Source organism: Pseudomonas sp. D3 (assembly GCF_029320995.1).
Classification (GTDB): Bacteria; Pseudomonadota; Gammaproteobacteria; order Pseudomonadales; family Pseudomonadaceae; genus Aquipseudomonas; species Aquipseudomonas paraveronii.
In genome coordinates, this window is record NZ_CP119772.1 from 5,448,994 (window position 1) to 5,474,752 (window position 25,759).

32 protein-coding genes are annotated in these 25,759 nt (G+C 62.6%); 17 read left to right on the forward strand and 15 right to left on the reverse strand.

Features of this window, described 5'->3' with window-relative positions; all coding sequences use genetic code 11:
• Positions 1-75: 75 nt before the first annotated feature.
• From flgB to flgL, 11 genes are all read left to right on the forward strand, one after another.
• The gene (gene flgB, locus P3S72_RS25155) at positions 76-489 is read left to right on the forward strand and encodes a flagellar basal body rod protein FlgB (RefSeq protein ID WP_247407945.1); all 414 of its coding nucleotides are present in this window, start codon (positions 76-78) and stop codon (positions 487-489) included.
• A 15-nt stretch (positions 490-504) separates the two neighbouring features.
• Positions 505-912, forward strand: coding sequence for a flagellar basal body rod protein FlgC (gene flgC, locus P3S72_RS25160; RefSeq protein ID WP_101272877.1), 408 nt, complete (start codon positions 505-507; stop codon positions 910-912).
• A gap of 3 nt (positions 913-915) precedes the next feature.
• Entirely contained in the window at positions 916-1,593 is a 678-nt protein-coding gene (locus P3S72_RS25165; protein ID WP_276194757.1) for a flagellar hook assembly protein FlgD, read from the forward strand.
• Positions 1,594-1,620: 27 nt separating this feature from the next.
• The gene (flgE, locus tag P3S72_RS25170) at positions 1,621-2,769 is read left to right on the forward strand and encodes a flagellar hook protein FlgE (protein WP_276194758.1); all 1,149 of its coding nucleotides are present in this window, start codon (positions 1,621-1,623) and stop codon (positions 2,767-2,769) included.
• 4 nt (positions 2,770-2,773) lie between these two features.
• Positions 2,774-3,514 (forward strand): flagellar basal body rod protein FlgF, encoded by a 741-nt coding sequence (locus P3S72_RS25175; protein WP_276194759.1) that lies wholly within the window; start codon positions 2,774-2,776, stop codon positions 3,512-3,514.
• A gap of 31 nt (positions 3,515-3,545) precedes the next feature.
• Positions 3,546-4,328 carry a flagellar basal-body rod protein FlgG gene (flgG, locus tag P3S72_RS25180; RefSeq protein WP_276194760.1) on the forward strand — a complete coding sequence of 261 codons (783 nt, stop codon included), beginning with the start codon at positions 3,546-3,548 and terminating at the stop codon, positions 4,326-4,328.
• Between the two features lie 23 nt (positions 4,329-4,351).
• Positions 4,352-5,005, forward strand: coding sequence for a flagellar basal body L-ring protein FlgH (locus P3S72_RS25185; protein WP_276194762.1), 654 nt, complete (start codon positions 4,352-4,354; stop codon positions 5,003-5,005).
• Between the two features lie 11 nt (positions 5,006-5,016).
• Complete coding sequence (locus tag P3S72_RS25190) at positions 5,017-6,135, forward strand: flagellar basal body P-ring protein FlgI (protein WP_276194763.1); 1,119 nt, start codon at positions 5,017-5,019, stop codon at positions 6,133-6,135.
• Positions 6,135-7,058 carry a flagellar assembly peptidoglycan hydrolase FlgJ gene (flgJ, locus tag P3S72_RS25195; RefSeq protein WP_276194765.1) on the forward strand — a complete coding sequence of 308 codons (924 nt, stop codon included), beginning with the start codon at positions 6,135-6,137 and terminating at the stop codon, positions 7,056-7,058. The genes P3S72_RS25190 and flgJ overlap by 1 nt, the downstream gene beginning before the upstream one ends.
• Before the next feature lie 65 nt (positions 7,059-7,123).
• Positions 7,124-8,734, forward strand: coding sequence for a flagellar hook-associated protein FlgK (gene flgK / locus P3S72_RS25200; protein WP_276194767.1), 1,611 nt, complete (start codon positions 7,124-7,126; stop codon positions 8,732-8,734).
• Positions 8,735-8,758: 24 nt separating this feature from the next.
• On the forward strand, positions 8,759-9,955 hold the full coding sequence (gene flgL, locus P3S72_RS25205; protein WP_276194768.1) for a flagellar hook-associated protein FlgL: 1,197 nt from the start codon (positions 8,759-8,761) through the stop codon (positions 9,953-9,955).
• Positions 9,956-10,191: 236 nt separating this feature from the next.
• On the opposite strand, the gene P3S72_RS25210 is transcribed toward flgL, so the two are convergent.
• From P3S72_RS25210 to fliF, 15 genes are all read right to left on the reverse strand, one after another.
• Complete coding sequence (locus P3S72_RS25210; RefSeq protein ID WP_276194769.1) at positions 10,192-10,362, reverse strand: hypothetical protein; 171 nt, start codon at positions 10,360-10,362, stop codon at positions 10,192-10,194.
• Between the two features lie 58 nt (positions 10,363-10,420).
• The gene (locus P3S72_RS25215) at positions 10,421-10,591 is read right to left on the reverse strand and encodes a hypothetical protein (protein ID WP_276194770.1); all 171 of its coding nucleotides are present in this window, start codon (positions 10,589-10,591) and stop codon (positions 10,421-10,423) included.
• A gap of 135 nt (positions 10,592-10,726) precedes the next feature.
• A complete protein-coding gene (gene fliR, locus P3S72_RS25220; RefSeq protein WP_247406246.1) occupies positions 10,727-11,515 on the reverse strand; it encodes a flagellar biosynthetic protein FliR in 789 nt (262 codons plus the stop codon).
• Positions 11,516-11,521: 6 nt separating this feature from the next.
• On the reverse strand, positions 11,522-11,791 hold the full coding sequence (gene fliQ / locus P3S72_RS25225; RefSeq protein WP_247406249.1) for a flagellar biosynthesis protein FliQ: 270 nt from the start codon (positions 11,789-11,791) through the stop codon (positions 11,522-11,524).
• 14 nt (positions 11,792-11,805) lie between these two features.
• The gene (gene fliP, locus P3S72_RS25230) at positions 11,806-12,498 is read right to left on the reverse strand and encodes a flagellar type III secretion system pore protein FliP (RefSeq protein WP_247406253.1); all 693 of its coding nucleotides are present in this window, start codon (positions 12,496-12,498) and stop codon (positions 11,806-11,808) included.
• Entirely contained in the window at positions 12,495-12,899 is a 405-nt protein-coding gene (fliO, locus tag P3S72_RS25235; protein ID WP_276194771.1) for a flagellar biosynthetic protein FliO, read from the reverse strand. The genes fliP and fliO overlap by 4 nt, the downstream gene beginning before the upstream one ends.
• Entirely contained in the window at positions 12,896-13,366 is a 471-nt protein-coding gene (gene fliN, locus P3S72_RS25240; RefSeq protein WP_253398799.1) for a flagellar motor switch protein FliN, read from the reverse strand. Before fliN ends, fliO begins: the two co-directional genes overlap by 4 nt.
• The gene (gene fliM / locus P3S72_RS25245) at positions 13,359-14,414 is read right to left on the reverse strand and encodes a flagellar motor switch protein FliM (RefSeq protein ID WP_253398805.1); all 1,056 of its coding nucleotides are present in this window, start codon (positions 14,412-14,414) and stop codon (positions 13,359-13,361) included. Before fliM ends, fliN begins: the two co-directional genes overlap by 8 nt.
• A 2-nt stretch (positions 14,415-14,416) precedes the next feature.
• A complete protein-coding gene (gene fliL, locus P3S72_RS25250; RefSeq protein ID WP_276194773.1) occupies positions 14,417-14,887 on the reverse strand; it encodes a flagellar basal body-associated protein FliL in 471 nt (156 codons plus the stop codon).
• Between the two features lie 123 nt (positions 14,888-15,010).
• A complete protein-coding gene (locus P3S72_RS25255; protein WP_276194774.1) occupies positions 15,011-16,210 on the reverse strand; it encodes a flagellar hook-length control protein FliK in 1,200 nt (399 codons plus the stop codon).
• Positions 16,211-16,218: 8 nt separating this feature from the next.
• Positions 16,219-16,689, reverse strand: coding sequence for a flagellar export protein FliJ (fliJ, locus tag P3S72_RS25260; RefSeq protein WP_276194775.1), 471 nt, complete (start codon positions 16,687-16,689; stop codon positions 16,219-16,221).
• A gap of 19 nt (positions 16,690-16,708) precedes the next feature.
• Positions 16,709-18,076, reverse strand: coding sequence for a flagellar protein export ATPase FliI (gene fliI, locus P3S72_RS25265; protein WP_276194776.1), 1,368 nt, complete (start codon positions 18,074-18,076; stop codon positions 16,709-16,711).
• Entirely contained in the window at positions 18,073-18,747 is a 675-nt protein-coding gene (locus P3S72_RS25270) for a flagellar assembly protein FliH (protein WP_276194777.1), read from the reverse strand. Before P3S72_RS25270 ends, fliI begins: the two co-directional genes overlap by 4 nt.
• Positions 18,740-19,738 carry a flagellar motor switch protein FliG gene (fliG, locus tag P3S72_RS25275; RefSeq protein WP_247408537.1) on the reverse strand — a complete coding sequence of 333 codons (999 nt, stop codon included), beginning with the start codon at positions 19,736-19,738 and terminating at the stop codon, positions 18,740-18,742. The genes P3S72_RS25270 and fliG overlap by 8 nt, the downstream gene beginning before the upstream one ends.
• Positions 19,731-21,458, reverse strand: coding sequence for a flagellar basal-body MS-ring/collar protein FliF (gene fliF / locus P3S72_RS25280; RefSeq protein WP_276194778.1), 1,728 nt, complete (start codon positions 21,456-21,458; stop codon positions 19,731-19,733). Before fliF ends, fliG begins: the two co-directional genes overlap by 8 nt.
• Positions 21,459-21,693: 235 nt before the next feature.
• Between fliF and fliE the strand changes: the two genes are divergently transcribed.
• From fliE to flhC, 6 genes are all read left to right on the forward strand, one after another.
• Complete coding sequence (gene fliE / locus P3S72_RS25285) at positions 21,694-22,008, forward strand: flagellar hook-basal body complex protein FliE (protein ID WP_253398833.1); 315 nt, start codon at positions 21,694-21,696, stop codon at positions 22,006-22,008.
• A gap of 99 nt (positions 22,009-22,107) precedes the next feature.
• Positions 22,108-23,514, forward strand: coding sequence for a flagellar filament capping protein FliD (gene fliD / locus P3S72_RS25290; protein WP_276194779.1), 1,407 nt, complete (start codon positions 22,108-22,110; stop codon positions 23,512-23,514).
• A gap of 23 nt (positions 23,515-23,537) precedes the next feature.
• Positions 23,538-23,939 (forward strand): flagellar export chaperone FliS, encoded by a 402-nt coding sequence (fliS, locus tag P3S72_RS25295; protein WP_247402835.1) that lies wholly within the window; start codon positions 23,538-23,540, stop codon positions 23,937-23,939.
• A 2-nt stretch (positions 23,940-23,941) separates the two neighbouring features.
• The gene (fliT, locus tag P3S72_RS25300; protein WP_247402832.1) at positions 23,942-24,313 is read left to right on the forward strand and encodes a flagellar protein FliT; all 372 of its coding nucleotides are present in this window, start codon (positions 23,942-23,944) and stop codon (positions 24,311-24,313) included.
• A gap of 330 nt (positions 24,314-24,643) precedes the next feature.
• Positions 24,644-24,979 (forward strand): flagellar transcriptional regulator FlhD, encoded by a 336-nt coding sequence (flhD, locus tag P3S72_RS25305; RefSeq protein ID WP_247402829.1) that lies wholly within the window; start codon positions 24,644-24,646, stop codon positions 24,977-24,979.
• A 3-nt stretch (positions 24,980-24,982) separates the two neighbouring features.
• Positions 24,983-25,534: a flagellar transcriptional regulator FlhC gene (flhC, locus tag P3S72_RS25310; protein WP_247402826.1), complete on the forward strand. Its 552-nt coding sequence runs from the start codon at positions 24,983-24,985 to the stop codon at positions 25,532-25,534.
• Positions 25,535-25,759: the final 225 nt, after the last annotated feature.

The following is a 25,759-nucleotide window of genomic DNA, read 5'->3' on the forward strand; positions in this document are numbered from 1 at the left end:
GTTTCGGCCTTTGCCTAGCCGGCCTTGGGACTAACCTGCGAGCCGTTCATTTATTTGATGCACAGGTCCGCAACCATGATCGACAAGCTCGATAACGAGCTGCGCTTTCAGCAGGACGCAATGAGTTTGCGGGCTGAGCGCCAGCAGGTATTGGCCAATAACATCGCCAACGCCGACACACCCAACTTCCGCGCGCGGGATTTTGACTTCAGCGCCGAACTGGCCAGCTCCCTGCAAAAATCGCACACCCAGGGCCGCGGCATGACCCTGGCCACCACCTCGGACCGCCACCTGCACGCCGACTCCAGCAGCGTCTCCAGCCGCGACCTGCTCTACCGCGTGCCCGACCAGCCAAGCCTGGACGGCAACACCGTGGACATGGACCGCGAGCGCGCGCAGTTCACCGATAACGCCGTGCGGTACCAGGCCAGCCTGACCTTTCTGAGCAGTCGCCTGCAGTCGCTCAAGACCGCCATGCAGTCCGAATAACCCAGGGAAACCACCATGTCGATGTTCAGCATTTTCGATATCGCCGGCTCCGCGCTGAGCGCCCAGTCCCAGCGCATGAACGTAACCGCCAGCAACCTGGCCAACGCCGACACCACCAGCGGCCCGGACAACGAAGCCTACCGGGCGCGGCAGGTGGTGTTCGAGTCGCAATACCAGGCGGGCAGCAGCATCGGTGGAGTGCGCGTCAGCCAGGTGGTCGAAGACGGCTCGCCGATGCGCCAGGAATACCGCCCCGGCGATCCGCTGGCCGACGAGTCGGGCTACGTGACCATGCCCAACGTCGAGCCGGTGGGCGAAATGGTCAACATGATTTCCGCGTCGCGCTCTTACCAGGCCAACGTCGAAGTCATGTCCACCAGCAAGGAAATGATGCTGAAAACTTTGACCCTAGGTGAGGCGTAAACCATGACCAGTACGATTGCCAGCTCAGTGCTGTCGACCATGAACAGCACCAGCACCACCGCCGAAAGCAGCACCTCGGCGGCGGACGATCTGCAAGACCAGTTCCTCACGCTGCTGACCACCGAGTTGCAGAACCAGGACCCCACCGACCCGATGGACAACAGCGAGATGGTCACCCAACTGGCGCAGATCAGCACCATCAGCAGCATCGAAGAAGTCACCAGCACTCTGGAAGGCATCTCCGGCCAGATCAGCGCCGCCGAAACCCTGCAAGCCTCGGCCCTGGTGGGCAATGGCGTGCTGATCGACGGCAACGTGATTCAGGTCGACAGCGGCGTGGCGACTACGTTTGGCGTCACCCTGGACGGCGATGCAGACAGCGTCAGCGTCACCATCAAAAACAGCACCGGCACCGTCGTGCGCACCCTGGACGAAGGCAGCATGAGCGCCGGCACCCAGTCGTTGTCGTGGGACGGCCTGCAAGACGACGGCACCACCGCCGCCGACGGCGCCTACACCTTCTCCATCAGCGCTACCACCGACGACGTCGCCGTGGCCAACACCGCCCTCAAATACGCGCTGGTCACCGGCGTGACCACCGACAGCAGCAACCAAGTCGCACTGGACCTAGGAGGCGTCAACGACAACGTCGCCCTCAGCGACATCAGTCTTGTCCTCTGACCCTCTACCTAACGAAGGAGAAACACCATGGCGTTTTCCCAAGCACTCAGTGGTCTGTCGGCAGCGTCCACCGACCTCAACGTGGTCAGCAACAACATTTCCAACTCCCAGACCGTGGGCTTCAAAAGCTCGACCACGCAGTTCGCCGATGTGTACTCCGGCGCCGACGTCGGCCTGGGCACCCAGGTCTCGGGCGTGGTGCAGAACTTCGAATCCGGCAGCCTGACCACCACCGATAACGCCCTGGACCTTGCGATCAACGGTGATGGCTTCTTCACCTTCTCCGACGGCACGCAAACCGTGTACTCGCGCAACGGCCAGCTGACCCTGACTGCCGACGGCTACCTGGAAAACGCTGCCGGCGATCAACTGCTGGGGGTCAACGGCGTGATCCAGATCCCCACCACCGGCATGCAAGCCAGCGCCAGCACCGAGCTGGACGCCGAGCTGAACCTGGACGCCAGCGAAGACGTCATCACCGCCACGTTCGACCAGACCGACTCGTCGACCTACTCCTATTCCACCAGCACGCCGCTCTACGACTCCCTGGGCATCAGCCACACCAGCACCCTGTACTTCAGCAAAACCGCCGACAACACTTGGGACGTACACACCGCGATCGACGGCAACCTGCTGACCGACTCCCAGACCGTCAGCTTCAGTTCCAGCGGCCTGATCACCAGCGGCGAAACCGGCACCTATACCTACGACCCGGCCAACGGCGCGGCCAGCCTGTCGGTGACCCTGGACCTGACCGGCACCACTCAGTTCGGCAACGACTCGGCGGTGTCCGACATTACCCAGAACGGCTACACCTCCGGCAGCCTGGTGAGCTTCAGCATCGACGAGACCGGCACGGTGGTCGCCACCTACTCCAACGACCAGACCAAAAACATCGACCAGATCCAGCTGGCCACCTTCAGCAATGAAAACGGCCTCAAAGCCAACGGTGACAACACCTGGCTGGCCACCTCCTCCTCCGGCCAGGCTCTGCTCGGCGTGGCCAGCAGCGGTTCGATGGGTTCGATTCTGAGCGGCACCACTGAAGACTCCAACGTTGACCTGACCGCCGAACTGGTCAACCTGATCATTGCCCAGCGCAACTTCCAGGCGAACGCCAAGTCGGTAACGGCGCAAAGCGAAGTGCTGCAGCAAGCCGTGAATATCGGTTCCTGACCCTATGGATCGCATGCTCTTCACGGCCATGAGCGGGGCCAATCAGGCGCTCGAACAGCAGGCCGTCGTGGCCAACAACCTGGCCAATATCGTCACCCCGGGCTTTCGTGCGCAACTGGTGCAGATGCAGTCTTCGCCGGTGGCGGGCGAAGGCTCGCCGACCCGCGTGTCGGTGGCCGCCAACGGCGTGGGCGTGGACTGGAGCGAAGGGCCGATCGTGCATACCGACCGCTCGCTGGACGTGGCCCTTGGCACAAACGTGATGCTCGCGGTGCAGACCGGCGACGGCCAGGAAGCCTACACCCGGCGCGGTGACCTGCAGGTCGACGGCACCGGCGCCATGACCGTGGGCGGGCGTCCGGTGATCGGCGACGGCGGACCGGTCACCGTGCCGCTGGGCAGCGAGGTCACCCTGGGCAGCGACGGCACCATCAGCGTGCGTGAGCTGGGCATGGAACCCCGCGGCCTGAGCCCGGTGGGCAAGTTGAAGCTGGTGTCGGCGTTGCCCGGCACCTTGCAGGCCGGCACCGACGGTTTGTTCCGCACCGCAAACGCCCAGCCGCTGCCGGCCGACGACAGCCTGCGCGTGGCCCCCGGTGCGCTGGAAGGCAGCAACGTCAGCCCGACCAACGCCATGGTCGCGATGATCGACAACTCACGGCGCTACGACATGCAGATGAAAGCCATCAGCACCGCCGACGAAAACGCCAAGAGCGCCAACAACCTGCTTTCCCTGCAGGGCTGACCTCCCGGTTGAATAGACAAGGAACCGAACGATGATCCGATCACTGTGGACCGCGAAAACCGGACTGGAAGCCCAGCAAGGGCAAATGGACGTGATCGCCAACAACCTGGCGAACGTCAGCACCAACGGCTTCAAGCGCTCGCGGGCAGTGTTCGAAGACCTGGTGTACCAGAACGTGCGCCAGCCCGGCGCGCAGAGCAGCACCGACACGCGCCTGCCCTCCGGCTTGCAGGTGGGCACCGGCGTGCGCGAAGTCGCCACCGAGCGCTTGCACACCCAGGGCAACCTGGAGCAGACCAGCAACTCCAAGGACCTGGCGATCAACGGCCTGGGCTTCTTTCAGGTGGATATGCCCGACGGCAGCACCGGCTACACCCGTGACGGCAGCTTCCAGCTCGATGCCAATGGCGAGATGGTCACCTCCAACGGCTACAAGCTGTCGGCCGGCGTGACCATCCCGGCCAACGCCACAGCCATCACGATCAGCAGCGACGGCATCGTCTCGGTGACCACGCCCGCCGCCTCGGCCTCGACCCAGGTCGGCCAATTGAACCTGGCGCTGTTCATCAACCCGGCCGGCCTGGAAAGCATCGGCCAGAACCTCTACCTGGAAACCGACGCCTCGGGCTCGCCCACCGAAACCACGCCGGGCCTCAACGGCGGCGGCACGCTGTCCCAAGGCTACGTGGAAACCTCCAACGTCAACGTGGTGGAAGAAATGGTCGGCATGATCCAGACCCAGCGTGCCTATGAAATCAACAGTAAGGCCGTCGAAAGCTCGGACGAGATGCTCCAGCGTCTGACCCAGCTCTGAGCGCCCGGTTCGAGACTCACTTTATGGCTCACAAGTATCTTCTGGTCGGTCTGCTGGCCCTCGCCGGCTGCGATCAACTGCCCCACAAGCCGGTGGTGCCCGACGAAGAAGTCCAGGCGCAGGGCTACCCCGCACGCCTGGCCAACGGCTCGATCTACCAGAGCAGCCGCTCGCAGCCGCTGTTCGAAGACCGCCGCCCGCGCATGGTCGGCGACACCCTGACCATCCAGTTGGAAGAACAGGTCAGCGCCAGCAAGAACTCATCCTCCAATGCCAGCCGCGCCGGTTCCACGGGGCTGAGCCTGGCGACCACCTCCAGCCGGGCCAGCCAGGTCGGCTCCTTTGGGCTGGATGCTTCGACGACGCATGACTTCCTGGGCGCCGGCGGTTCCCAGGCGAACAACTCGTTCACCGGCACGATTTCCGTGACAGTGATGCAGGTGATGCCCAACGGGCATTTGCGCGTGCGCGGTGACAAACAGATCGCGATCAACCAGGGCACCGAGTTCATCCGCTTTTCCGGGCTGGTCAACCCGCGCAGCATCACCGGCGAGAACACCGTGTCATCGACCCAGGTGTCCCAGGCGCGCATCGAGTACGTGGGCGATGGTTACATCAACGAAGCGCAGCGGATGGGCTGGCTCCATCGCATCCTCCTCAACGTTTCCCCTTTCTGAGTACCCACGCCATGTTCACTAGAGCCGCCCGAACGTTGCGCAACCTGCTGCTGAGCTGCCCGTTGTGGCTGGGGGCCACGGTTCACGCCGAGCAGATTCGCGACATCGCCGACTTCGCCGGCATCCGCCCCAACAACCTGGTGGGCTATGGCCTGGTGGTCGGCCTGGATGGCAGCGGCGACCAGACCACCCAGAGCCCGTTCACCGAACAGGGCCTGACCAACATGCTGTCGCAACTGGGCGTGACCCTGCCGGCCGGTGCAAACATGCAGATGCGCAATATCGCAGCGGTGATCGTCACCGCCAGCCTGCCGGCCCTATCGCGCCCGGGGCAGCAGATCGATGTGGTGGTGTCGTCCATCGGCAACGCGAAAAGCCTGCGCGGCGGCACCCTGCTGATGACCCCGATGAAGGGCGCCGACGGCGAGGTGTACGCCATGGCACAGGGCAACCTGTTGGTGGGCGGCGCTGGCGCCTCGGCCAACGGCAGCAGCGTGACAGTCAACCAGTTGGCCGGCGGGCGCATCAGCCGTGGCGCGATTATCGAGCGCACGGTGGCGCTGAATTTGAATAACGACCACGGCCTGCTCGGTTTGTCCCTGCATGAACCGGACTCGGCCACGGCGCAGCGCGTGGTGTATGCGATCAACCTGGAAATGCGCCGTACCGTGGCGTCGGCCGTGGACGGCGGGATGATCGAAATCCAGGCGCCGGGGTCGCCCAACGAGCGCACCAACTTCATGGCACGCATCGAGAGTATCGAAGTACTGCCGATCCAGGCGCGCCCCAAGGTGATCCTCGATTCGCGCACCGGCTCCATTGTGCTCAACAGCTCGGTGAAGCTGTACCGCGCCGCCGTGGCCCACGGCAATTTGTCGGTGATCATCGACACCACCAACACGGTCAGCCAGCCCGGCGCCTTCAGTGGCGGCCAGACGGCGACCAGCTCCCAGAGCAATATTTCCATCGAGTCCCAAGGCGGTTCGCTGCACTTGCTCGAAGGCACGGCGAACCTGATGGACGTGATCAAGGGCCTGAATGCGCTGGGGGCCACCCCGCAGGATTTGATGGTGATTCTGCAGGCACTCAAGGCCGCCGGTTCGTTGCGAGCGGAGTTGGAGATCATCTGATGAAAAGCACCGATGGCTTTGCCCTGGATGTGCAGGGCCTGGACCGGCTGCGCAACAGTGCGCACCTGGACCCGCATTCGGGGCTCAAGGAAGCCAGCAAGCAGTTCGAGGCGCTGTTCCTGCAGATGATGCTCAAAAGCATGCGCGCGGCGGTGCCCAAATCGCAGATGTCGAATAACTCGCAGACCGAGATGTACACCGAGATGCTCGACCAACAGTGGGCCCAGAGCCTGGCGGGCAAAGGTATCGGCCTGGCCGAGCAGTTGACCCGACAACTGAGCGGCTACACCTCCCGGCAAGCGCCTGAACTGGACAGCGCCACCGCGGCCTTCCTCGACCTGCCGCCATCACGCCCCTCGCCGTTTGCGAGCCCGGCGTTCGATGCCTGGAAACGCCGCGAAGTCAGCGGCGCCGACAAGGACCAGCCCGAGCATGTACAGGCATTTATCGCGCGCTTGAGCGAACCGGCGCAAAAGGCCGCCCGCGCCAGTGGCGTGCCCGCCGAGCTGATCCTGGCCCAAGCCGCCCTGGAAACCGACTGGGGCCGACGCACCATCACCACCGCCCAGGGTGCCGACAGCCACAACCTGTTCGGCATCAAGGCCGGCGGCCAGTGGCAAGGCGCGACAACCCAGGTGATGACCACCGAATACACCGACGCCCAAGCGCAAAAACAGCTGGAAGCGTTTCGTGTCTATACCTCCGACGACGCTGCCTTCAACGACTATGCGCGCCTGATGCGCAACCGCCCCGGTTATGCCGCCGTGCGCAATGCCATTGATGCGCCCCAGGCCGCCGTCGCGTTGCAACAGGGCGGTTACGCCACCGACCCGCGCTATGCGCAGAAGCTGATTTCGGTGATGGCCACCATCGGTCCGCTGCGCAACGTGCCGGAAGTGGCGCAGTTGCAAAACGATTTATAGAACAGGGGTCAAGTTGCCCTTTCGCCGGGCCGATAGTGCCAACCATGTAGCCCAGGAGCTTCTCGATGAGCATTATTTCCATTGGCGTCAGCGGCCTGACCGCCGCGCAGATCGCCCTCAGCACCAGCAGCAGCAACACCACCAACGCCTACACGGCGGGCTACACCTTGCAGGTGGCGAACTTCTCCGAGTCCACCTCGGGCAGCGGCGTGCAGATCGCCAGCGTCGACCGCCAGTACAACCAATTCGTCACCAGCCAACTCAATGGCTCTATCAGCACCGAAAGCGCGCTGTCGACCTACCAGACCGAAGTCGACCAGATCGATAGCCTGCTGGCCGATGGCGACGCCAGCCTCGACACCCTGATGCAAGGCTTCTTCTCATCGATCCAGACCCTGACCTCCGACGCCAGCGACACCGCCGCGCGCGAAGAAGTGGTCGGCGCCGCACAAACCCTGACTTCGCAGTTCACCCAGTTGGGCAGCTACCTGGACGACATGGCGAGCGACGTGAACAGCCAGATCGGCGACCAGGTCACCCAGGTCAACGACCTCACCGAACAGATCGCCGGCCTCAACAAAAAGATCAGCCTGTCCGACGCCCTGGGTTCGACCTCCAACGCCCTGCTCGACCAGCGCGACCTGCTGGTCAGCCAGCTCAGTGAACTGGTGGACGTGGACGTCACCACCCAAAGCAACGGCAGCTACAACGTGGCGCTGAGCAACGGCCTGGCGCTGGTGTCGGGCAATGACAGCTTCGATCTGCAAACCGCCGTCTCAGCCAGCGACCCGACCCAAACTGCAGTCACCTACGTCGACGCCGCCGGCCACACCACCGTACTCGACGATTCCACCTTCGAAGGCGGCTCCCTGGGCGGCCTGATGGATTTTCGCGACACCAGCCTGAACGACGCGCAAAACCAGTTGGGCATCCTGGCAGTGAGCCTGACCCAAGCCTTCAACAGCTTGCAAGCCTCGGGTATCGACCTGAATGGCGACACCGGCAGTGCATTCTTTTCGGTGGATGACCCGAGCATCTATGGCAACACCAAGAACACCGGCGACGCCACGCTAAGCGCGACCTTTACCGACGATGTCAGCGCCCTGAGTGCTACCGACTACACCGTCAAGTATTCCGACACCGACGGCTACACGGTGACCCGCAACGACACCGGCGCCAGCGTCACCTCGACCTACGACGCCAACAACGGCACCCTGACCTTCGCCGGCATGAACGTGGCCATCAGCGGCACCGCCGATAACGGCGACAGTTTCCTGGTACTGCCCACGCGCAACGCCGCCAGCAGTTTCAGCACCTTGACCGGCGACGGCAGCCTGATCGCGGCAGGCACCTCCACCGGCAGCAGCGACAACAGCAACGCCCTGGCGATGCTCAACCTGCAAACCGACAGCATCGTCGGCGGCAGCAAGACCCTCAGCCAGACCTACTCGGCACTGGTCAGCGACGTGGGCAGTACCGCCAGCAGGGTCGCCGGGCAACTGGAAACCCAGTCGGGCCTCACCGAGCAACTGACCTCGCTGCAACAGTCGGAATCGGGGGTAAACCTGGATGAAGAGGCGGCCAACCTGATCGTCTACCAACAGTACTACCAGGCCTGCGCGAAGGTAGTCGAAGTGGGTACGTCCCTGCTCGACACCCTCCTCGATATCAACTGATAACTTTCTGAGCGGAGCGACGCCATGCGCCTCAGCAGTGCGACGATTTACAACCAAAGCCTGAACTCGATGCTCGCCCAGGAAAGCGCCTACCAGGACTCCGCCCAGGAAGTGTCCAGCGGCACCCGGGTGGTCAACCCTTCGGATGATTCGCTGGCCGCCGCCCAGGCCGTCAACGTGCGCCAGGCCATCGCCGCGAATACGCAATATGCTGACTCGCGCAGCACCATCAGCACGTCCTTGTCCCAGGAAGAAAGCACCCTGGACAGCATCAACGATGCCATCACCAGCGCCAAGGCGCTGATCGTGCAAGCCAACAACGGCACCTTGAGCGACGCCGACCGCGAGTCCATCGCCACCTCGCTGCAAGGGGTGTACGACACCCTGGTGACACTGGCCAACGCCACGGACAGTAACGGTAACTATCTGTTTTCCGGTTATCAGAGCCAGAGCCCGGCGTTTGCCGCCGATGCCAATGGCGATCTGGTGTACCAGGGCGACGACAACGCGATCAAACAACAGGTCAGCTCCACCCAGAGCATGGCCAGCGGCGATACCGGGGCGACGATTTTCCTCTCGGTAAGCAGTTCGGCGGGGTTTATCGCCGAGGCCGGCGACAACAGCGGCAGCGTGACCTTCAGCGGCCCGACCATTACCGATACCCAGGACGCCAATTACGGCACCGGCTTCAGCCTGACCTTCAGCACCGCCGCCGACGGCACCGCGCAATACAGCCTCGACGGCGCCACCCCGGTGGCGTACACCTCGGGCGATACCCTGGAAGTCAACGGCCTGTCCCTGACCCTGAGCGGCACCCCAGTGGACGGCGACTCGATTACCGTAAGCAAGGCCGCCGACGCCGACCCGGACCTGTTCGCCAGCCTGAAAAACCTGATCTCGGTGCTGCAAACCCCGGTGGAAACCGACGCCGACCAAGCCAACCTGAACAACACACTGTCCACCGCCAGCCGCCAACTGAGCAACGCCCAGGACAACGTGCTCACGGTGCAAACCTCCGTCGGCTCGCGGCTTAACCAGTTGGAGGTACTCGACACCATCGGCGACGACCTGGCACTGAGCTACACCGAACGCCTGTCGGGGCTGGTGGATGCCGACTACACCGAATCGGTCACCGAGTACACCGCGTTGCAAGTCGCACTGCAGGCGGCGCAGCAGACCTTCGTCAGCCTGCAGAAGATGTCGTTGTTCGAATACATCTAAAAAAGTGGGAGGGGGCTTGCCCCCGATTGCGCTGGATCAGTCGCCAGATACATTGGCTGAAACACCGCCATCGGGGGCAAGCCCCCTCCCACATTTGGACCGTGGCAGCAGGTTGGATCGAAATAGTCCCATCTGCAGAATCAAGCCCACAGAAGCCCATCAACAGCGGCGCCCCCCATGTCACTGTTCGAACACATCCAAAAATGTGGGAGGGGGCTTGCCCCCGATAGCAGCAGTCAGTCGCCAGATGCATTGGCTGAAACACCGCCATCGGGGGCAAGCCCCCTCCCACATTTGGACCGTGGCAACAGACCGGCCAGAAATGGGCCCAGGTCGCCCATCAGCAGAATCAGGCCCACGAACAAGGTCAGCAGGAAGCCCACCGAAAACACCGCAACAACACCCATATCACTGCTCGATCACATCTAAAAATGTGGGAGGGGGCTTGCCCCCGATAGCGGCAGGTCAGTCGCCAGATGCATTGGCTGAAACACCGCCATCGGGGGCAAGCCCCCTCCCACATTTGGACCGTGGCAACAGACCGGCCAGAAATGGCCCCAGGTCGCCCATCAGCAGAATCAGGCCCACGAACAAGGTCAGCAGGAAGCCCACCGAAAACACCGCAGCGACACCCACATCACTGCTCGATCACATCTAAAAATGTGGGAGGGGGCTTGCCCCCGATGGCGGCAGTGAAGTCGCCAGATGCTTTGGCTGAAACACCGCCATCGGGAGCCAGCCCCCTCCCACACTTGGACCGTGGCACATGAGTCAAGCAAGGGTCATGTTGTCGACCAGGTACTGCATGAAGTGCAGGGTATTGGTGAGCAGGCTGGCCAGAAACGGTCCCAGGTCGCCCATCACCACCATCAGCAGGATCAGGCCCACAGATAAGGTCAGCGGGAAGCCCACCGAAAATACCGTCAACTGCGGCGACACCCGGTTGAGAATGCCCATGGCCAGGTTGATGATCAGCAGCGTGGCAACCATGGGCAAGGCCAGCAACAGACCCGTGAGAAAGATCGTGCTGCCGTAGCGGGCGATCAGGTTCCAGGCGTTGGGGTCAAAGCGCAGGTGCCCGATGGGCAGCGTCTTGAACGTGGTCGCCAGCAGCTCAAGCACCATGAGGTGGCCATCCAGCGCGAGGAACATCAGGATCGTGATCATGCCCAGGTAGCGCGACAGCACCAGGCTGTTGGTGCTGGTGTCGGCGGAAAAGAACGTGGCAAACGCCAGCCCCATCTGCATACCGCAGATATCGCCGGTCATCTCCACCACCGCCAGCGTCACGCGCATCACCATGCCCAGCGACATGCCGATCAACACCTGCTCCACCGTCACCCCCAGCCCGGCCCAGGAGAACAGGGCTACGTCCGGCAGCGCCGGCAAATTGGGCGCCAGCAAGAAAGCCAGCAGCATCGCCAGGCCGACCTTCACCTGGCTCGACACATTTTTGTGGCCCAGGATCGGGTCGCTCATCAGGTACGCCAGCACGCGGCAGAACGGCCAGAAAAAGCTGGTGAGCCACAGTTGCAGTTGCGCCGAACTGACCTCGATCAAGGCGCGTCAGCCAATCAGCGTGGGCAAACTGGTGAACAGCGTCCGGGTGTAGTCCACCAGCATTTCCATGATCAAGGGCCCGGCGATCACCAGCACCACGCACACGCCGATGATCTTGGGGATAAACGAAAGGGTCGATTCGTTGATCTGCGTGGCCGCCTGGAACAGGCTCACCAGCAAGCCGACAAACAGCGTCACGAACAACACGGGCGCGGCCACGATCATGCTCATGCGCATGCCTTTGTAAGCCAGGTCCATGACCATTTCCGGCGTCATCGTCTACGTCCTCATCAGGTATAAAAACTCTGCGCCAGGGAACCGAGCAGCAACTGCCAGCCGTCCACCAGCACAAACAGCATCAGCTTGAACGGCAGCGAGATGGTGGACGGCGGCACCATCATCATGCCCAGCGCCATCAGCACGCTCGCCACCACCAGGTCGATAATCAGGAACGGGATAAAAATGGTGAAACCGGCCTGGAACGCGGTCTTCAATTCGCTGGTGACAAACGCCGGCAGCAACACGCGCATGGGCACATCCTCCGGCCCTTGCAGGTCGTCGATGCGCGCCAACCGCGCGAATAACGCAAGGTCGCCCTGGCGGGTCTGGGCCAGCATGAAGGTGCGAAACGGCTGGCTGCCCTTGTCGAGAAACTGCTCCACCGTGATCTCGTCCCGGGAGAATGGCTGCCAGGCGGTTTCGTAGGCCTGGTCGAGGGTTGGCGACATGACGAAAAACGTCAGAAACAGCGCCAGCCCCAGCAGCACCTGATTCGGCGGCGCCGAGGTGGTGCCGATGGCCGTGCGCAGCAGGCCGAGCACAATGATGATCCGGGTGAACCCGGTCATCATCAGCAACACCGCTGGCAGGAACGCCATGGCACTGAGCAGAAGGAGGGTTTGCAGGCTCAGCGACCATTGCTGGCCGCCGGCCTGGCCGGTGAAGGCGCTGAGGCCTTGCATCGCCGGTTCCAGGCCATTCATGAGCCGCGCCCCTTGCGCAGGTTGTGCTTCAGGGCATGCGCCAGGCGTTCGGCAAAACTGTCGCCCGGTGCGACCATTGCCGGCTCAGGCTCGGGCGCCGGCGCGTCCATTTGCGCCAGGGCGGTGACGTGCTGGGCGGTCACTCCCAGCACCAGCCATTGGCCGCGCACCTCCACAATCACCACCTTTTCACGCTGGCCCAGGCCGGTGCTGCTGACCACCCGCAGCATCTTTCCCGGGGCCAGCGGCCGCGAACCCATGCGCCGCGCGAGCCAGCCGCACACCAGCACGCAGGCGAGCACCACCAGCAGCGCCAGGCCGGTCTTGCCCAGCAACGCCAGGTTCATCACGTTGTCCGAAGGCACGCCAAGCGGCGCCGGTGTTGCGCTGACCAGGCTCATCGGTTGAGCTTTTGTACGCGTTCGGACGGGGTGATGATTTCCGTGATCCGAATGCCGTATTTGTCATCCACCACCACCACTTCGCCCTGGGCGATCAGGTAGCTGTTGATCAGGATGTCCATCGGTTCACCCGCCAGGCCGTCCAAGGCCAACACCGAGCCTTGGGCCAGTTCCAGCAATTGCTTGATGGTGATCCGGGTGCGCCCCAGTTCCACACTCAGCTTGACCGGAATATCCATGATCATTTCCAGCTCACGCGCGCCCGCCGCGGGCGTTGGCGCAGGCAACGGTTTGAACAGGCTCGAGCCTACGCTTGGCGCCGGTCCGGCAACCGCCGCGTCGACCTGCTCCTGTTCGGCCAAGGCGGCCGCCCACGGGTCGTCGTCAGCGGCTTCGGCGGCCTGTTCGGCGAGGGCGTCGGCCCATTCATCGGGCTCTTGGGGCTCGACGGTGTTTGAATCAGTCATGATCGGATTCCTTGGCAGTGGACACGTGGCCCTTCACGAATCGGCTGGTAGAAGAAGAGGAAAGGCTCAGGGAGTGATCGACCAGGTCCTTCACAAGTAACGCGCGCACGCCGTTCTGGCTGCCGTATTCGCAGGTCATGACCGGCACGCCATCGACCCGCGCACTGATGATCTCGGGCAGCTCGATAGGCAGCACATCGCCGACCTTGAGCGCCATGACCTGTCCCATCCGCGCATCCAGTTCGACAAAGTCGGCGATCAGCTCAATCTCGGAATGGGTGATCTCACCGGCCATGCGCTTGTTCCAGTGGCGCTCTTCCTCGGGATTGGTATCCGTCAGCGGGCCGTTGAGCAGTTGGCGCATCGGCTCGATCATCAGGTACGGGATCACGATGTTGAAATCGCTGGACAGGTTGCCGACCTCCAGGTGGAAGGTGGCATTCACCACGATTTCATTCGGTGAACTGGTGATGTTGGCGAACTTGGCCTGCATCTCGGAACGCAGGTATTCGATTTCCAGCGGGTAGACCGACTTCCAGGCGTCCTTGTAGGCGTCCACCGACAAACCCAGCAAACGCCGGATGATGCGCTGCTCGGTGTGGGTGAACTCACGGCCTTCGGACTTGGTCACGAAACGCCCGTCGCCGCCAAACAGGTTATCCACCACCATGAACACCACGCTGGGTGGGAACACCACCAGGGCCGTGCCGCGCAGCGGTTTCATGGCCAACAGGTTGATATTGGTGGGCATCGGCATGTGCATCGAGAATTCGCTGTAGCTCTGGTAGCGCACGCTTTTGACGGTGATATCGATGCTGCGCCGGATCAGGTTGAACAGGCTCATGCGAAAGTAACGGGCGAAGCGCTCGTTGATGATGTCCAGGGCGTGCAAGCGCTCATGGATCACCCGGTGCTGGGTCGCCGGGTCATAAGGGCGCACCCGCGCGGCGTCCAGGGTGTCGGCGTCATCCGCTGGAGCGTCGCCGTCGTCGCCCCCGCGCAGCAACATGTCGATCTCGTCCTGGGAGAGCAAATCGTCAATGGCCATGGTTATTGCACGATAAAGTCGGTGTACAGCACCCGCAGCACCGCCGGTGCAGGTTGCTGCGGCGCCAGCGGCTGCTTGAGGGTTTCCAGGACCTTGTCGGCGAGCGCTGCCTTGCCCTGGGGTGTGATCACCTGCCTGCTGTTCTGCCCGCTCAACAGGGTCAGCAACTGGCTGCGTACTTGCGGCATGTATTGCTGCAGCAGCGCCTGGGTCGCGTCATCCGCCACTTCCAGGGCAAAGCCTACATAAAGCAGGCTTTGCTCATCACGTTCGTTCACCAGGTTGACCGTCATCGGTGCGATGGTGACCAACCGTCGCGCCTGGGGGAGTTGCGGGGCGGGCTCGACCTTCGCCGTCTCACCGGCCGCAGCCTGTTGGCTGAGGTAGAAGTAGGTGCCACCGGAACTGGCTGCAACGACGACCAGCGCCAGCAGCAGAATCAAGAGCCAGGGGGTTTTGCGGGTGGTGGTCATTGGCTGGAACCATGGGATGAAGGAAAACGGTTAGGCAGGGCTCAAGTATGACCATCGCCCTGCTCCGCCCATGGCGCGATAAGACCAGGGTAACGGCGGTATCTCGCTGTTTTGATTTGGGAATCAGACGTACAAGTCCACACCCGAACTGCGCAGCAGCACCTGCTGGCCGTGCGCAGGGAGCGCCTCGTCGCGGCTGACCGCTGCGCTGGACGGCTGGGCCTGCGGATCACGCGGTGTCTGGCCACTCGCAGCCTGGCGTGAAGACTGGTCGCTGACCGAGGCCTGCCCCAACGCGATGCCTTGGGTGGCCAGCGCCTCGCGCAACTGCGGCAATGCCTGTTCCACCGCCGCCCGCACCGAGGCATGGGCGGCCTGGAACTGCGCCTGGGTGGTGCCGTCATTCAGGTTGAGGCTGATGGACAACGGGCCGAGTTCGGCCGGGTGCAGGCGCAGGTCCACCTGCTGCTCGCCACGCGTAACCATGTCGACCATCTGCTGGCCCAGGTCAGTCTGCCAACCGGCGCTGCCGATGGCGGCCGTGAGCCCCAGGCCATTGCTCGCAACCGTGTCAGTAACGGCCAGGTTCGCCGGGTTGAAGGATGCCGCTGAAAGGCTGAAGACACTTTGCGGGTCGGGCTGGCTGTCCGGCTGGCTGTCGTGGGTTTGTGCGCGCACGCTGGGCACGCTGTCGGCGACGGTAGCGACCAGGCTCGGCATCGCGTCCGGTAGGTCGATCGGTTCTGCGCTGTCCGGTTCTTCATCCGCCGCAGGCAGGCTGGCCGCTTGGGTCGGTGCGCGACTGTCGATCACGGGGGCGGACTCGGCTGGCGCAGCACTGACCGCCACCGGCAGCGGCACGCTCACAGGAGACTGTGGTGCAACGATCATCGCGGCGGTATCCAACTGGCCGGCGCTTTCGATCAGGGCCATGCGCTGGCGAATGTCGTCCAGAGTGCTGTCGCCCTTGGCTGTCGGCTCAGGTCCTGCAACCGCCGTCACGGGGTCATCGGGCAGGACATTCAGCACATCGTCCACCCCCCCTGGGGTCTCTGGCTCAGCCACCGGCAGCGGTTGTACAGCCACCGGTGTGGGCACTGAGGTCGGGGCCGGCTCTGGCGTGACCGGGGCGATGTCCACGGCCGCCACTGCCGATGCCGATGCCGGTTCCGGCTGAACCACCGGCAGTGGGTCAGCCACTGGCGCACTGACCTGGCTTAATACCGCAGCAAACGACTCACTCGGCGCAACCGTCGCTTCAGCGGGAGCACTGGCCGGCGCAGGCGCTGCGGTCGATGGCACTAACGACGCGAGAATGTCCATGGTGTCCCTTAGAGGCTGCTGTCGATGGAAGTTGGAAACGCTGCCGCCCGGCGCCGCAATTGGCTGGCCAGTTCGTCCGCCTGACGCTGCTCGACACGCTCCGCGCGCACTTGCGCCTGCTGGGCGCGCCGGCTCAACAGCGCTTCAATCGCATTGACCCTGCGCCACTGCGCCATCCAGGTGATCTGGTGGTGCGCCACCTGTTTGCGGTGGCGCTCCAGGCTTTTTTGCGCACGCTCCATGGCTTCTTCTAGCGACTGCAAAAAGCCCCGGTAGTTGGTCAGCGCCGAGGGGCTCATGCCATCTTTGGCCAGTTCCAGTTGCAGGTTCTGGCGGTACTCCTGTTGGTACTGGTCCAGGGCGCGCAACTGGTTGATCACCAGTTGCTCGGCGGCACGGCTTTGCGCCAGCGCGCGAGCCGCGACGTCGCGGGCCTTGGCGGTCAGTTCGATCAGCAGGTGCAGCGATTGGTCGGCCATCGATGATTACTCAAAAAGGTCAGTTGCCAGGGAACAACAGGGTGAGCCCGTGCAGGGTCTCGTCAACGCTGGCGCGGTCGTCAATGCGCTGCTGCAGGAACCGCTCGATATGCGGGTACAAGCCCACCGCGCGGTCGAGTTGCACATCGTGGCCCTGGGTGTAAGCGCCCACGCTGATCAGGTCGCGATTGCGCTGGTAGCGCGACAGTGCCTGCTTGAGCTGATTCGCCTTGCGTTGCTGGGCGTCACTGGCGATGGCGGTCATCGCCCGGCTGATCGACGCCTCGATATCGATGGCTGGGTAGTGCCCGCTTTCGGCCAGGTGCCGGGACAGCACAATGTGCCCGTCCAGAATCGCCCGCGCCGAGTCGGCAATCGGGTCCTGCTGGTCGTCGCCCTCGCTGAGCACCGTGTAAAACGCGGTGATCGAGCCGCCACCGGGCGGCCCGTTGCCGGTGCGCTCCACCAGTTTGGGCAGCTTGGCGAACACCGACGGCGGGTAGCCCTTGGTAGCCGGCGGCTCGCCCACGGCCAGGGCGATTTCGCGCTGGGCCATGGCGTAGCGGGTCAGCGAATCCATGATCAGCAGCACGTCTTTGCCCTGGTCGCGAAAGTCCTCGGCCACCCGCGTGGCGTACAACGCGCCTTGCAGCCGTTGCAGCGGCGAGGTATCGGCCGGCGCGGCGACCACCACGGAGCGACGCAGGCCCTCTTCGCCGAGGATGTTGTCGATAAAGTCCTGCACCTCGCGGCCCCGCTCGCCGATCAGCCCCACCACGATCACATCGGCCTGCGTGTAGCGGGCCATCATGCCCAGCAGTACCGACTTGCCCACGCCGGAACCGGCAAACAGGCCCAGGCGCTGGCCACGCCCGACACACAACAAGGCATTGATGGCGCGGATGCCCACGTCGATCTGGCGGTCGATCGGCGCGCGCTTGAGCGGATTGAGCGGCTGGGTATGCAGACTGGCGTGGTGGGCACCCAGCAGCGGGCCGCGACCGTCCAGGGGCTGGCCGCCGCTGTCCAGCACGCGGCCAAGCAGCGCCATGCCCAAGGGGAAGTTGCGATTACCCCCGGCGCCGGTCTGGCCGTCATCCGCGGCAAACACCCGCGCGCCCGGTTGCAGGCCGTGGATTTCCGCGAGGGGCATCAGGTACAACGTGTCCCCGGCAAAACCGACCACTTCGGCCTCGGCGTATACGCCCTCATGGGACGTCAGCTCAATACGGCAGGCGCCGCCCAGCGGCAGGCGCAGGCCCACCGCTTCCAGCACCATGCCGGTGGCACGGGTGATGCGCCCGCTGCGCAGGTACGGCGCGACCTGCAAGGGTTTGCCCTGCACCGTCGCCAGGACCTGGCTCCAGCGCGCGAGGTGCGCGTTCATGGCTGTTCATCCAGGGTGCGCTCGACGCTACGATTGAGCAGGCCCAACCGCGAAGGCCGCGTGGCATCCAGCTCACCGCCGGCGCTGACCACACGGCAACCGCCGGGCAGCATCGAGGTGTCGGCATGCAAGGCCCACCCCGCCACGTCGAGCTGTTCGCCGAGGCTGTCCTGGACGCGCTGCAGATCCTGCGGGTTGAGCCACAGCTTGGGTTTGCCGGTGAGTTCCAGGTCACTGTCGAGCAGGCTTTTAACCAACACCAGCACCTGCTCCGGTTGGGCTGCCAGCGCATCGCCGGCCAATTGTCGGGCGGCCTCCAGCGCAATGCGCACCAACTGGTGGGCAATGTGCGTATCCATCGCCTTGAGCGCCTCGTCGAAGTGACGGCACAGCTCCAGCAGCGGTTGCAACGCCTGCTTCACCTGCTGCTGCAACTCCACGGCGGCGGCCTGGCGCCCTTCGCTCAAGCCCTGCGCATAGCCCTGCTCCAGGCCTTGGGCATGGCCGACCTGCTGGGCTTCGGCGAGGGTCTTTTCACGCAGCACCTGCATCTCCAGCTTGCGCTGGAAGGCTTGCTTGCGCACGCGCTCGCGGTGGCTGCTCTGCGGGTCATCGCCGGGCGAGGCAGGGCTGCCCAATGGGTCCATCTGCCAGGGCTGCCAATCAGACATAAGTGTCATTACCGCGTGCGGTCACGATTTCGCCGCTGTCGGACAAGCGCCGCACCACCGCGAGGATGGTCTTCTGTTCGGTTTCGATCTGCGACATACGGATAGGGCCGCGCGCTTCCATGTCTTCGCGGAACAACTGCCCGGCACGCTGGGACATGTTCTGCAGGAAGCGTTCGAGCAACGCCGGCGGCGAGCCTTTGAGCGCGATCGCCAGGGAGTTGTGCTCCACCTGTTGCAGCAGGGTCTGGATGCCCCGGTCGTCGACGTCGATAAGGTTTTCGAACAGGAACATCTCGTCGAGGATCTTCTGCGCCAGGTCTTCGCTGTGCTCGCGCACCGTGCTGATGGCCAGTTCCTCGTGGGTGGAACTCATCAGGTTGAGGATCTCCGCCGCCGTCCTCACGCCGCCCATTTTGCTGCGCTTGAGGCTCTGGCCGTCGAGCATCACGCCGAGTACTTCGGTCAGTTCCTGCAATGCCACCGGCTGCACGCCACTGAAGGTGGCGATACGCAGGATGATGTCGTTGCGCAGGCGGTCGGGCAGCAATTGCAGGATGTCGGAGGCCTGGTGGCGCTCCAGGTGTACCAGGATGGTCGCGATGATCTGCGGGTGTTCGTCGCGGATCATTTCGGCCACCATCGACGCTTCCATCAGGTTCAGCTTGTCGATGCCGGAGCCGGTGTTGGTGCTTTCGAGGATGTCGTCGATCAGGCTGGCGGCCCGCTCGCTGCCCAGGGCCTTGGTCAGCACCGCGCGAATATGGTCGCTGGTCTGGATATTGATGGCCGCGTATTGGTCGGTCTCGTCCATGAACTCTTCGAGCACCTGGCGCATTTCTTCATGGGAGACCTGGCTCAGGCGCGCCATTTCCATGCTGATGGCTTCCACATCGCCGCTGGGCAGGAACTTGAACACTTCCGCCGCGCTGTCGGCATCCAGCGACAGCAGCAAAATCGCACTGCGGCGCGAGCCGTTCATTTTGCTAGTCATTTTTCTTCATCCATCCGCGCACGATCATGGCGACCAGCCGCGGGTCTTCGGCGGCAATCTGTTGCAGGCTCTGCATGTTCTGCTCGTACACCGCCGACTTGCGCGGCAGGGTGTGCGGCGTGTTGTCCTGGCCGGCGACCACCACGCTGGTGCCGGTGCTGGCCGGCACCAGCGCGGTGCCCGGCTCGGCGCTGGTCGCGAGCATCTGCGCATTTCGGCTGGCGTTGCGCCGTTGCATCGGCCGCAGCACCAGCCACCACAGCAGCAGCGCGGCAAAGGCCACCAGCAGGTAACGCAAACCACTGATCAGCAGGTTGTAGGCCTCGGGGGTTTTCCACCACGGCTGCTCGGCGACCGAGGTGTCTTCGCTCACGAACGGGCTGTTGATCACTTGCAACGCATCGCCACGACTTTCGGTGAAGCCCATGGCCTGGCGCACCAGATTATTGATGTTCTCCAGCTCTTCCTTGCTCAGCGGCTCCGAGGTCGGCGTGCCGTCCTTGAGCACCGTGCGGTAGTTGACGACCACGGCGGTGGTCAGGCGCTGGATCGTGCCCAGGCTCGACTTGACGTGCTCGACGTTGCGGTCGACCTCGTAGTTGATCATCCGCTCGCTTTGGGTGGCATTGGCGGGCTTGCCGGCCTTGGCATCGGTGGCACTTGCAGTGCCGCCCGCCGGAGTCGGCGTCGGCGTCGGCGCGGTGGCCTTGGTCGGCGCCGGGGTATTGGGCGGCGAGTTGGTCAGCGCACCCGGCACGCCGCGACCGGCGTCATCGCCTTCCACCACATGTTCGGAGGTTTGCTTGCTGCGCACCGCCGCTTCATTGCTGTCCTGGTTGGGCGCGTAGCGTTCGGCGGTGCTTTCACGGGTGGAGAAATCCACTTGGGCGACGACCTGGGCATGCACGTTCTGGCTGCCGAGCAGCGGCGTGAGGATGTCTTCGATACGCCGCTGATAGGAGCGCTCGATCTCATGCACATAGTCCAGTTGCGTGCCGTCGGGTCCGGTTGTATCGCCGCGCACCTGGGACAGCAGACGCCCGTTCTGGTCGACCACCGTCACCGCATCGACACTCAGCTCCGGCACGCTGGAAGTGACCAGGTGCACAATCGCGCTGGCCTGGCTTTGCCCCAACTCACGGCCGGGTTGCAGGGTCAGCACCACCGAGGCGCGCGCAGCCTCGCGGTCGCGAACAAATACCGATTGCTTGGCCATCACCAGATGCACCCGCGCCTTGGCCACCGGCCCCAGGGACTCGATGGTGCGCGCCAGTTCGCCTTCGAGGCCGCGCTGGTAGTTAAGGTGTTCGGCAAACTGGCTGACGCCGAAGGCCTGCTTGTCGAGCAATTCGAAGCCGACGCTGCCGCCCTTGGGCAAGCCCTGCTCGGCCAGTTGCAGGCGCAGGGCGTTCATCTTGTCGCCGGGCACGAGGATGGTGTTGCCGCCTTCGCTCAGGCGGTAAGGAATCGCACGCCTGTCCAGCTCACCGATGATTTGTCCGCCATCCGCTTCGCCAAGCCCGGAAAACAACACGCGATATTCCGGCTCGCGCGCCCACAGCAGCAGCGCCACCACAACGGCAACAGCGGCAGCGGCGGCCAGCAGCAGAGGCAACAAGGGCTGGTTGCGAAACAGCGTGGTCAATGCCTCCAGCGGCCGGGTTGGCGCACGGGTCGCCAGATTCTTTTGCGCGCCTTTGGCCAGGACTGCGGTACTCACGAACACCTCGATAGCGAGGGTAGGGCCTGTACGAAAGACATTGCAGAGTCCGGTAACAGTAGTAGTCGATCAGCCGCCCCTAGCAGAGAGGGATGGCTGGCAGGACTTCATTCTGGCGAAAATGCCAAAAGCTAAACGCCGGAAAAGCCACCGCTTTTGTGCTCAATTGGACGAATGTGCAGGTCGCCAGGCTTGCTAATCTGCTGGCCTGATCGCTTCCCATGGAACCTGCAGCATGAATTCGTCTGCGCTGACCAATGCCCTACAACAACTGTCGCTGCTGGCCGAACAGGCCGAAGGCACCGGCACGCAACGTTTCGCCCCCGCCACGGGGTTTGCCGGCGAGTTGCAGTCGTCATTGCAGCGCATCAACCAGTTGCAACAGACCGCCACCCGCCAGTCCAACGCCTTCCAGGCCGGCAGTGAGGCGGTGTCGCTGAGCGATGTGATGGCCGATTCGCAAAAGGCCAGCGTGGCCTTCCAGATGGGCGTACAGGTGCGCAACCGCCTGCTCAGTGCCTATAAAGACGTGATGGCCATGCAGGTGTAAAAAACTTCGGCGCTTGCCTAAAGACGGGTCAGCCGTTTGCCGATGTTGGGTTCAACCGCACCCCATCGTGTGTGAACACAAACCAGGACAGGCATTCACATGGCAACCACGACCTCTACCACCTCGACTGCAAGCATCACTTCCCTGGGGGTCGGCTCCGGGCTGGACCTGGACAGCATCCTGACCAGCCTGGAGGAATCCAAGGAAGCCAGCCTGCTGACGCCCATCACCAACCAGGAAACCTCGGTCAATGCGGAAATATCCGCCTACGGCACCCTGACCAGCGCCCTGACCAAACTGCAAACGGCGGCAGAAGCACTGGCCGACTCGAGCTTGTATGAATCGTTGACCACCAGCCTGTCCGGCACCGGTGTCACCGCCGCCACCACCAGCAAAGCCGAAGCCGGCACCTATAAACTGGAAGTCACCCAACTGGCCCAGGCCCAAAGCCTGAGCACCAGCGGTGTCGCCAGCAAGACCACCGCCCTGGGCACCGGCACCCTGACCCTGCAAGTGGGCACGGCGGACGCGGTGTCGATTACCCTGGACAGCAGCAACAACACCCTTGAAGGCATTCGTACCGCCATCAATGCCTCGGGGGCCGGCGTGACCGCCTCGATCGTCAACGATGGCAGCGACACGCCGTACCGCCTGGTGCTGACCTCTGACAGCACCGGCACCGAATCGGCAATGACCGTGACCTACACCGGCACCGACAGCACCGACCAGGCGTCCAGCCTGCTCGGCTACGACGGCAGCAGCGGCAACATGACCCAGACCGTGAAAGCGCTGGACGCCGAGCTGACCCTCAACGGCATCTCGATCACCAGCCAAAGCAACACCGTGGAGGGCGCACTGCAGGGCGTCACGCTGAACCTGTCCGCCACCAGCAGCTCGCAGACCCTGACGATTTCCCAGGACACCGACGCGATCTACGACGCCATCTCCACATTCGTCACCGCCTACAACAGCTACGTTTCCAGCGTAGATACCCTCACTGCCTACAATGCCGATTCCGACACCGCAGGCGAGTTGCTGGGCGACTCGACCACCCGCCGCATCAGCACAGAATTGAGCAGCGACCTGTACACCGCCATTGGCAGCGGCACCTTCAGCTATCTGTCGCAATTGGGTATTTCCCTGGAAGTCGATGGCACTCTGCTGGTTGACGAAGACACCCTGACCAGCGCCATCACCGACAACATCGACGCCGTGTCGGAGTTCTTTATCGGTACCGACGGCACCTCCGGCTTCATTGGCCAAATGACGGACGACCTCGACAACTACCTGGACGAAGACAGCGGCCTGATCGTCGCCAGGACCGACAGCCTGGAATCCAAACTGGTGCAACTTGAAGAGCGCTATGTCGAAAAGCAGGCGCTGATCGACTCCGAGATGGCGCGCTGGACCGACGAGTTCACCCAACTCGACACCTTGATCTCGTCGCTCAACTCCACGTCCGATTACCTGACGACCCAGTTCGATGCGCTTAACAGCGACGATTGACGACCACACCCGGAGCAAATCAGATGAGTTCCCTTCGAGACGCGAATGCCTACGCCAGGGTGGGCGTGGAAAGCGGCATTTTGGCGGCCTCCCCTCACCAAAGAATCGTGATGCTCTTCGACAGCTACCAGGCGTCGATTCGTATCGCGCGCCTGCATATGCAGGCCGGCCATATCGCCGAAAAAGGCAAGGCCATCACCAAGGCAATCAATATCGTCAGCCAGGGTTTACGCGCCTCGCTGGACCTTGAGCAAGGAGGTGACATCGCTGTGCAACTCGACCAACTCTACGACTACGTGGTTCGTGTGCTGCTTCACGCAAACCTGAACAATGATGACACCGCACTGACCACGGCCGCGACGTTACTGGAAAACGTCGCCGCCGCCTGGCTGGCCATTGGTTCGCACATCGAGGAAGAGCGGTAGACATGATGCAAGCACAACTGATCGCCGCTTACGAACAACTGCTCGAACAATCCCAACGCCTGCTCGAATACGCCAAAAAAGCCGATTGGGATGGCATCTTCGCATTGAAGTCCCAGGGGCTGATCGACGCTGCTTACTTACGCCGCGCGCAGGACCAAGTTGATCTTGATGCGAGTGGTCAGCAATACAAGCTTGAACTACTCAGCCAGATCCTGGCGCTGGAAGAACAAGTAAATTGGTTTTTGCATACGCGACAAAATGACTTGGGCGAGCTGATGCAGATCAACCGCAAGAAGAGCGATTTGAACACCGCTTACCGAGCCTCATCCAATCAAGTGATACCAATAAGCCATTATTTGTATCGAAAAAAATAACAAACACTTACACGCTGTATCTACGCGAGACACATAATTATGAAACCATCGATTATGTACAGTAAAGTAATGAAAACAGACAAGAAATAACATTCCTCAGTCTGTTATCGTACAAACTACTTGATACTTTAGAAAAAATTAAAAAATTCGGTATTCACGGCCTGTGAGCACATGGCCGGGAGCATGGATAACCGAGTAGCGCTACAACCAGGCATTCGTTGTACAACTATAAAAGCCTGACTTTAGTACTTGTCGATTTGCAGCACTGTCTGCCAGAGGTCGCACCATTAGGTGTGCCGAACTGTAGTACCCAACGGGAGGGGTGGAAAGTTGCCAAATACCAACACTGAGCTTGAAGACATCCAGGACCTGAATCTTTCGTATTTATTACTGGCCCAAAACCTATTGCGCAAAGACCGTGAGATCGCGATTTTTCGCCTGAAACTCAGCGAACAAATGGCTGACCTGCTGACCAAACTCAGCAGCAAGCAAATGACCCAACTGGCACGAGTCAACCAGTTGATTTGTCGCCCGGTGTTCGAAGAGACCGACCGCTTGTCCAGAGTGCTGGGTAACGCCCGCGAACTGGGCATGGTGGAAATTCACTCCGCACTGCTAATGGCCGCCGCTGAGCGCACGGGCGATTTGCGCATCGGGGAAGGCTGATCCATGTCAGACAAAAGCCTGGTCACCGAAATGCAGCAAGTGCAACTGGCAATCGAACTGATTGAACTGGGCGCACGGCTGCAGGTGCTGGAAACGGAAACGTCGCTGAGCCGAGGTCGATTGATCCGTCTCTACAAGGAAGTGCGCGGCGCCTCACCCCCCAAAGGCATGTTGCCCTTCTCCACCGACTGGTTCGTGACATGGCTGCCGAACATTCACTCGTCGCTGTTCTACGGCATCTATCGCAGCCTGATGGAAATCGGTGGGCACCGCATCGATGCCTTCGTCAAAGCCTATCGCCTGTACCTGGAACAGGTGGGCGACCAGGAAGGAGAGCTGGTGCTAGGGCTTACCCGCGCCTGGACCCTGGTGCGTTTTTTTGAAAGCGACATGCTTGAGCTGATCCGTTGCTCGTGCTGCTCCGGCGAGTTCGTTGCCCATTCACACGCACCGGCGCAGCAGTATGTGTGTGGGATTTGCCAGCCGCCTTCGCGGGCGGGCAAGACCTTGAAGCGCAGGGATATCGACGCACAACTGCTGATACGCAAGGCTTAAGTCGAACCGGATCAAATGTGGGAGGGGGCTTGCTCCTGATGAGGGAGTGTCAGTCAGTGATTGTTTGGCTGATCCACCCCCATCGGGGGCAAGCCCCCTCCCACATTTGATCCGGTTGTTCTTTAGAGGTACTTGAACAGGGGCCCTGCCCTTCATGCACCACCGGGTCGACAACCTGCCCAGCCCTTGAGCTGTAAACCCAATCCAATGTGGGAAGGGGCTTGC

What these genes read in the sequence shown, in the direction of transcription:
- flgG (WP_276194760.1), top strand. Translation starts at nt 3,546, where the DNA reads ATGATCCGATCACTGTGGACCGCGAAAACCGGACTGGAAGCCCAGCAA.
- P3S72_RS25175 (WP_276194759.1), top strand. Translation starts at nt 2,774, where the DNA reads ATGGATCGCATGCTCTTCACGGCCATGAGCGGGGCCAATCAGGCGCTC.
- P3S72_RS25185 (WP_276194762.1), top strand. Translation starts at nt 4,352, where the DNA reads ATGGCTCACAAGTATCTTCTGGTCGGTCTGCTGGCCCTCGCCGGCTGC.
- fliT (WP_247402832.1), top strand. Translation starts at nt 23,942, where the DNA reads ATGATGCAAGCACAACTGATCGCCGCTTACGAACAACTGCTCGAACAA.
- fliJ (WP_276194775.1), bottom strand. Translation starts at nt 16,689, where the DNA reads ATGGCCGACCAATCGCTGCACCTGCTGATCGAACTGACCGCCAAGGCC.
- fliD (WP_276194779.1), top strand. Translation starts at nt 22,108, where the DNA reads ATGGCAACCACGACCTCTACCACCTCGACTGCAAGCATCACTTCCCTG.
- fliG (WP_247408537.1), bottom strand. Translation starts at nt 19,738, where the DNA reads ATGACTAGCAAAATGAACGGCTCGCGCCGCAGTGCGATTTTGCTGCTG.
- fliQ (WP_247406249.1), bottom strand. Translation starts at nt 11,791, where the DNA reads ATGACGCCGGAAATGGTCATGGACCTGGCTTACAAAGGCATGCGCATG.
- fliN (WP_253398799.1), bottom strand. Translation starts at nt 13,366, where the DNA reads ATGACTGATTCAAACACCGTCGAGCCCCAAGAGCCCGATGAATGGGCC.
- fliE (WP_253398833.1), top strand. Translation starts at nt 21,694, where the DNA reads ATGAATTCGTCTGCGCTGACCAATGCCCTACAACAACTGTCGCTGCTG.
- flgB (WP_247407945.1), top strand. Translation starts at nt 76, where the DNA reads ATGATCGACAAGCTCGATAACGAGCTGCGCTTTCAGCAGGACGCAATG.
- P3S72_RS25270 (WP_276194777.1), bottom strand. Translation starts at nt 18,747, where the DNA reads ATGTCTGATTGGCAGCCCTGGCAGATGGACCCATTGGGCAGCCCTGCC.
- P3S72_RS25210 (WP_276194769.1), bottom strand. Translation starts at nt 10,362, where the DNA reads ATGGGTGTTGTTGCGGTGTTTTCGGTGGGCTTCCTGCTGACCTTGTTC.
- flgL (WP_276194768.1), top strand. Translation starts at nt 8,759, where the DNA reads ATGCGCCTCAGCAGTGCGACGATTTACAACCAAAGCCTGAACTCGATG.
- flgK (WP_276194767.1), top strand. Translation starts at nt 7,124, where the DNA reads ATGAGCATTATTTCCATTGGCGTCAGCGGCCTGACCGCCGCGCAGATC.
- fliI (WP_276194776.1), bottom strand. Translation starts at nt 18,076, where the DNA reads ATGAACGCGCACCTCGCGCGCTGGAGCCAGGTCCTGGCGACGGTGCAG.
- flgE (WP_276194758.1), top strand. Translation starts at nt 1,621, where the DNA reads ATGGCGTTTTCCCAAGCACTCAGTGGTCTGTCGGCAGCGTCCACCGAC.
- flgJ (WP_276194765.1), top strand. Translation starts at nt 6,135, where the DNA reads ATGAAAAGCACCGATGGCTTTGCCCTGGATGTGCAGGGCCTGGACCGG.
- fliP (WP_247406253.1), bottom strand. Translation starts at nt 12,498, where the DNA reads ATGAATGGCCTGGAACCGGCGATGCAAGGCCTCAGCGCCTTCACCGGC.
- P3S72_RS25165 (WP_276194757.1), top strand. Translation starts at nt 916, where the DNA reads ATGACCAGTACGATTGCCAGCTCAGTGCTGTCGACCATGAACAGCACC.
- fliL (WP_276194773.1), bottom strand. Translation starts at nt 14,887, where the DNA reads ATGACCACCACCCGCAAAACCCCCTGGCTCTTGATTCTGCTGCTGGCG.
- P3S72_RS25190 (WP_276194763.1), top strand. Translation starts at nt 5,017, where the DNA reads ATGTTCACTAGAGCCGCCCGAACGTTGCGCAACCTGCTGCTGAGCTGC.
- flgC (WP_101272877.1), top strand. Translation starts at nt 505, where the DNA reads ATGTCGATGTTCAGCATTTTCGATATCGCCGGCTCCGCGCTGAGCGCC.
- flhC (WP_247402826.1), top strand. Translation starts at nt 24,983, where the DNA reads ATGTCAGACAAAAGCCTGGTCACCGAAATGCAGCAAGTGCAACTGGCA.
- fliM (WP_253398805.1), bottom strand. Translation starts at nt 14,414, where the DNA reads ATGGCCATTGACGATTTGCTCTCCCAGGACGAGATCGACATGTTGCTG.
- P3S72_RS25255 (WP_276194774.1), bottom strand. Translation starts at nt 16,210, where the DNA reads ATGGACATTCTCGCGTCGTTAGTGCCATCGACCGCAGCGCCTGCGCCG.
- fliO (WP_276194771.1), bottom strand. Translation starts at nt 12,899, where the DNA reads ATGAGCCTGGTCAGCGCAACACCGGCGCCGCTTGGCGTGCCTTCGGAC.
- fliS (WP_247402835.1), top strand. Translation starts at nt 23,538, where the DNA reads ATGAGTTCCCTTCGAGACGCGAATGCCTACGCCAGGGTGGGCGTGGAA.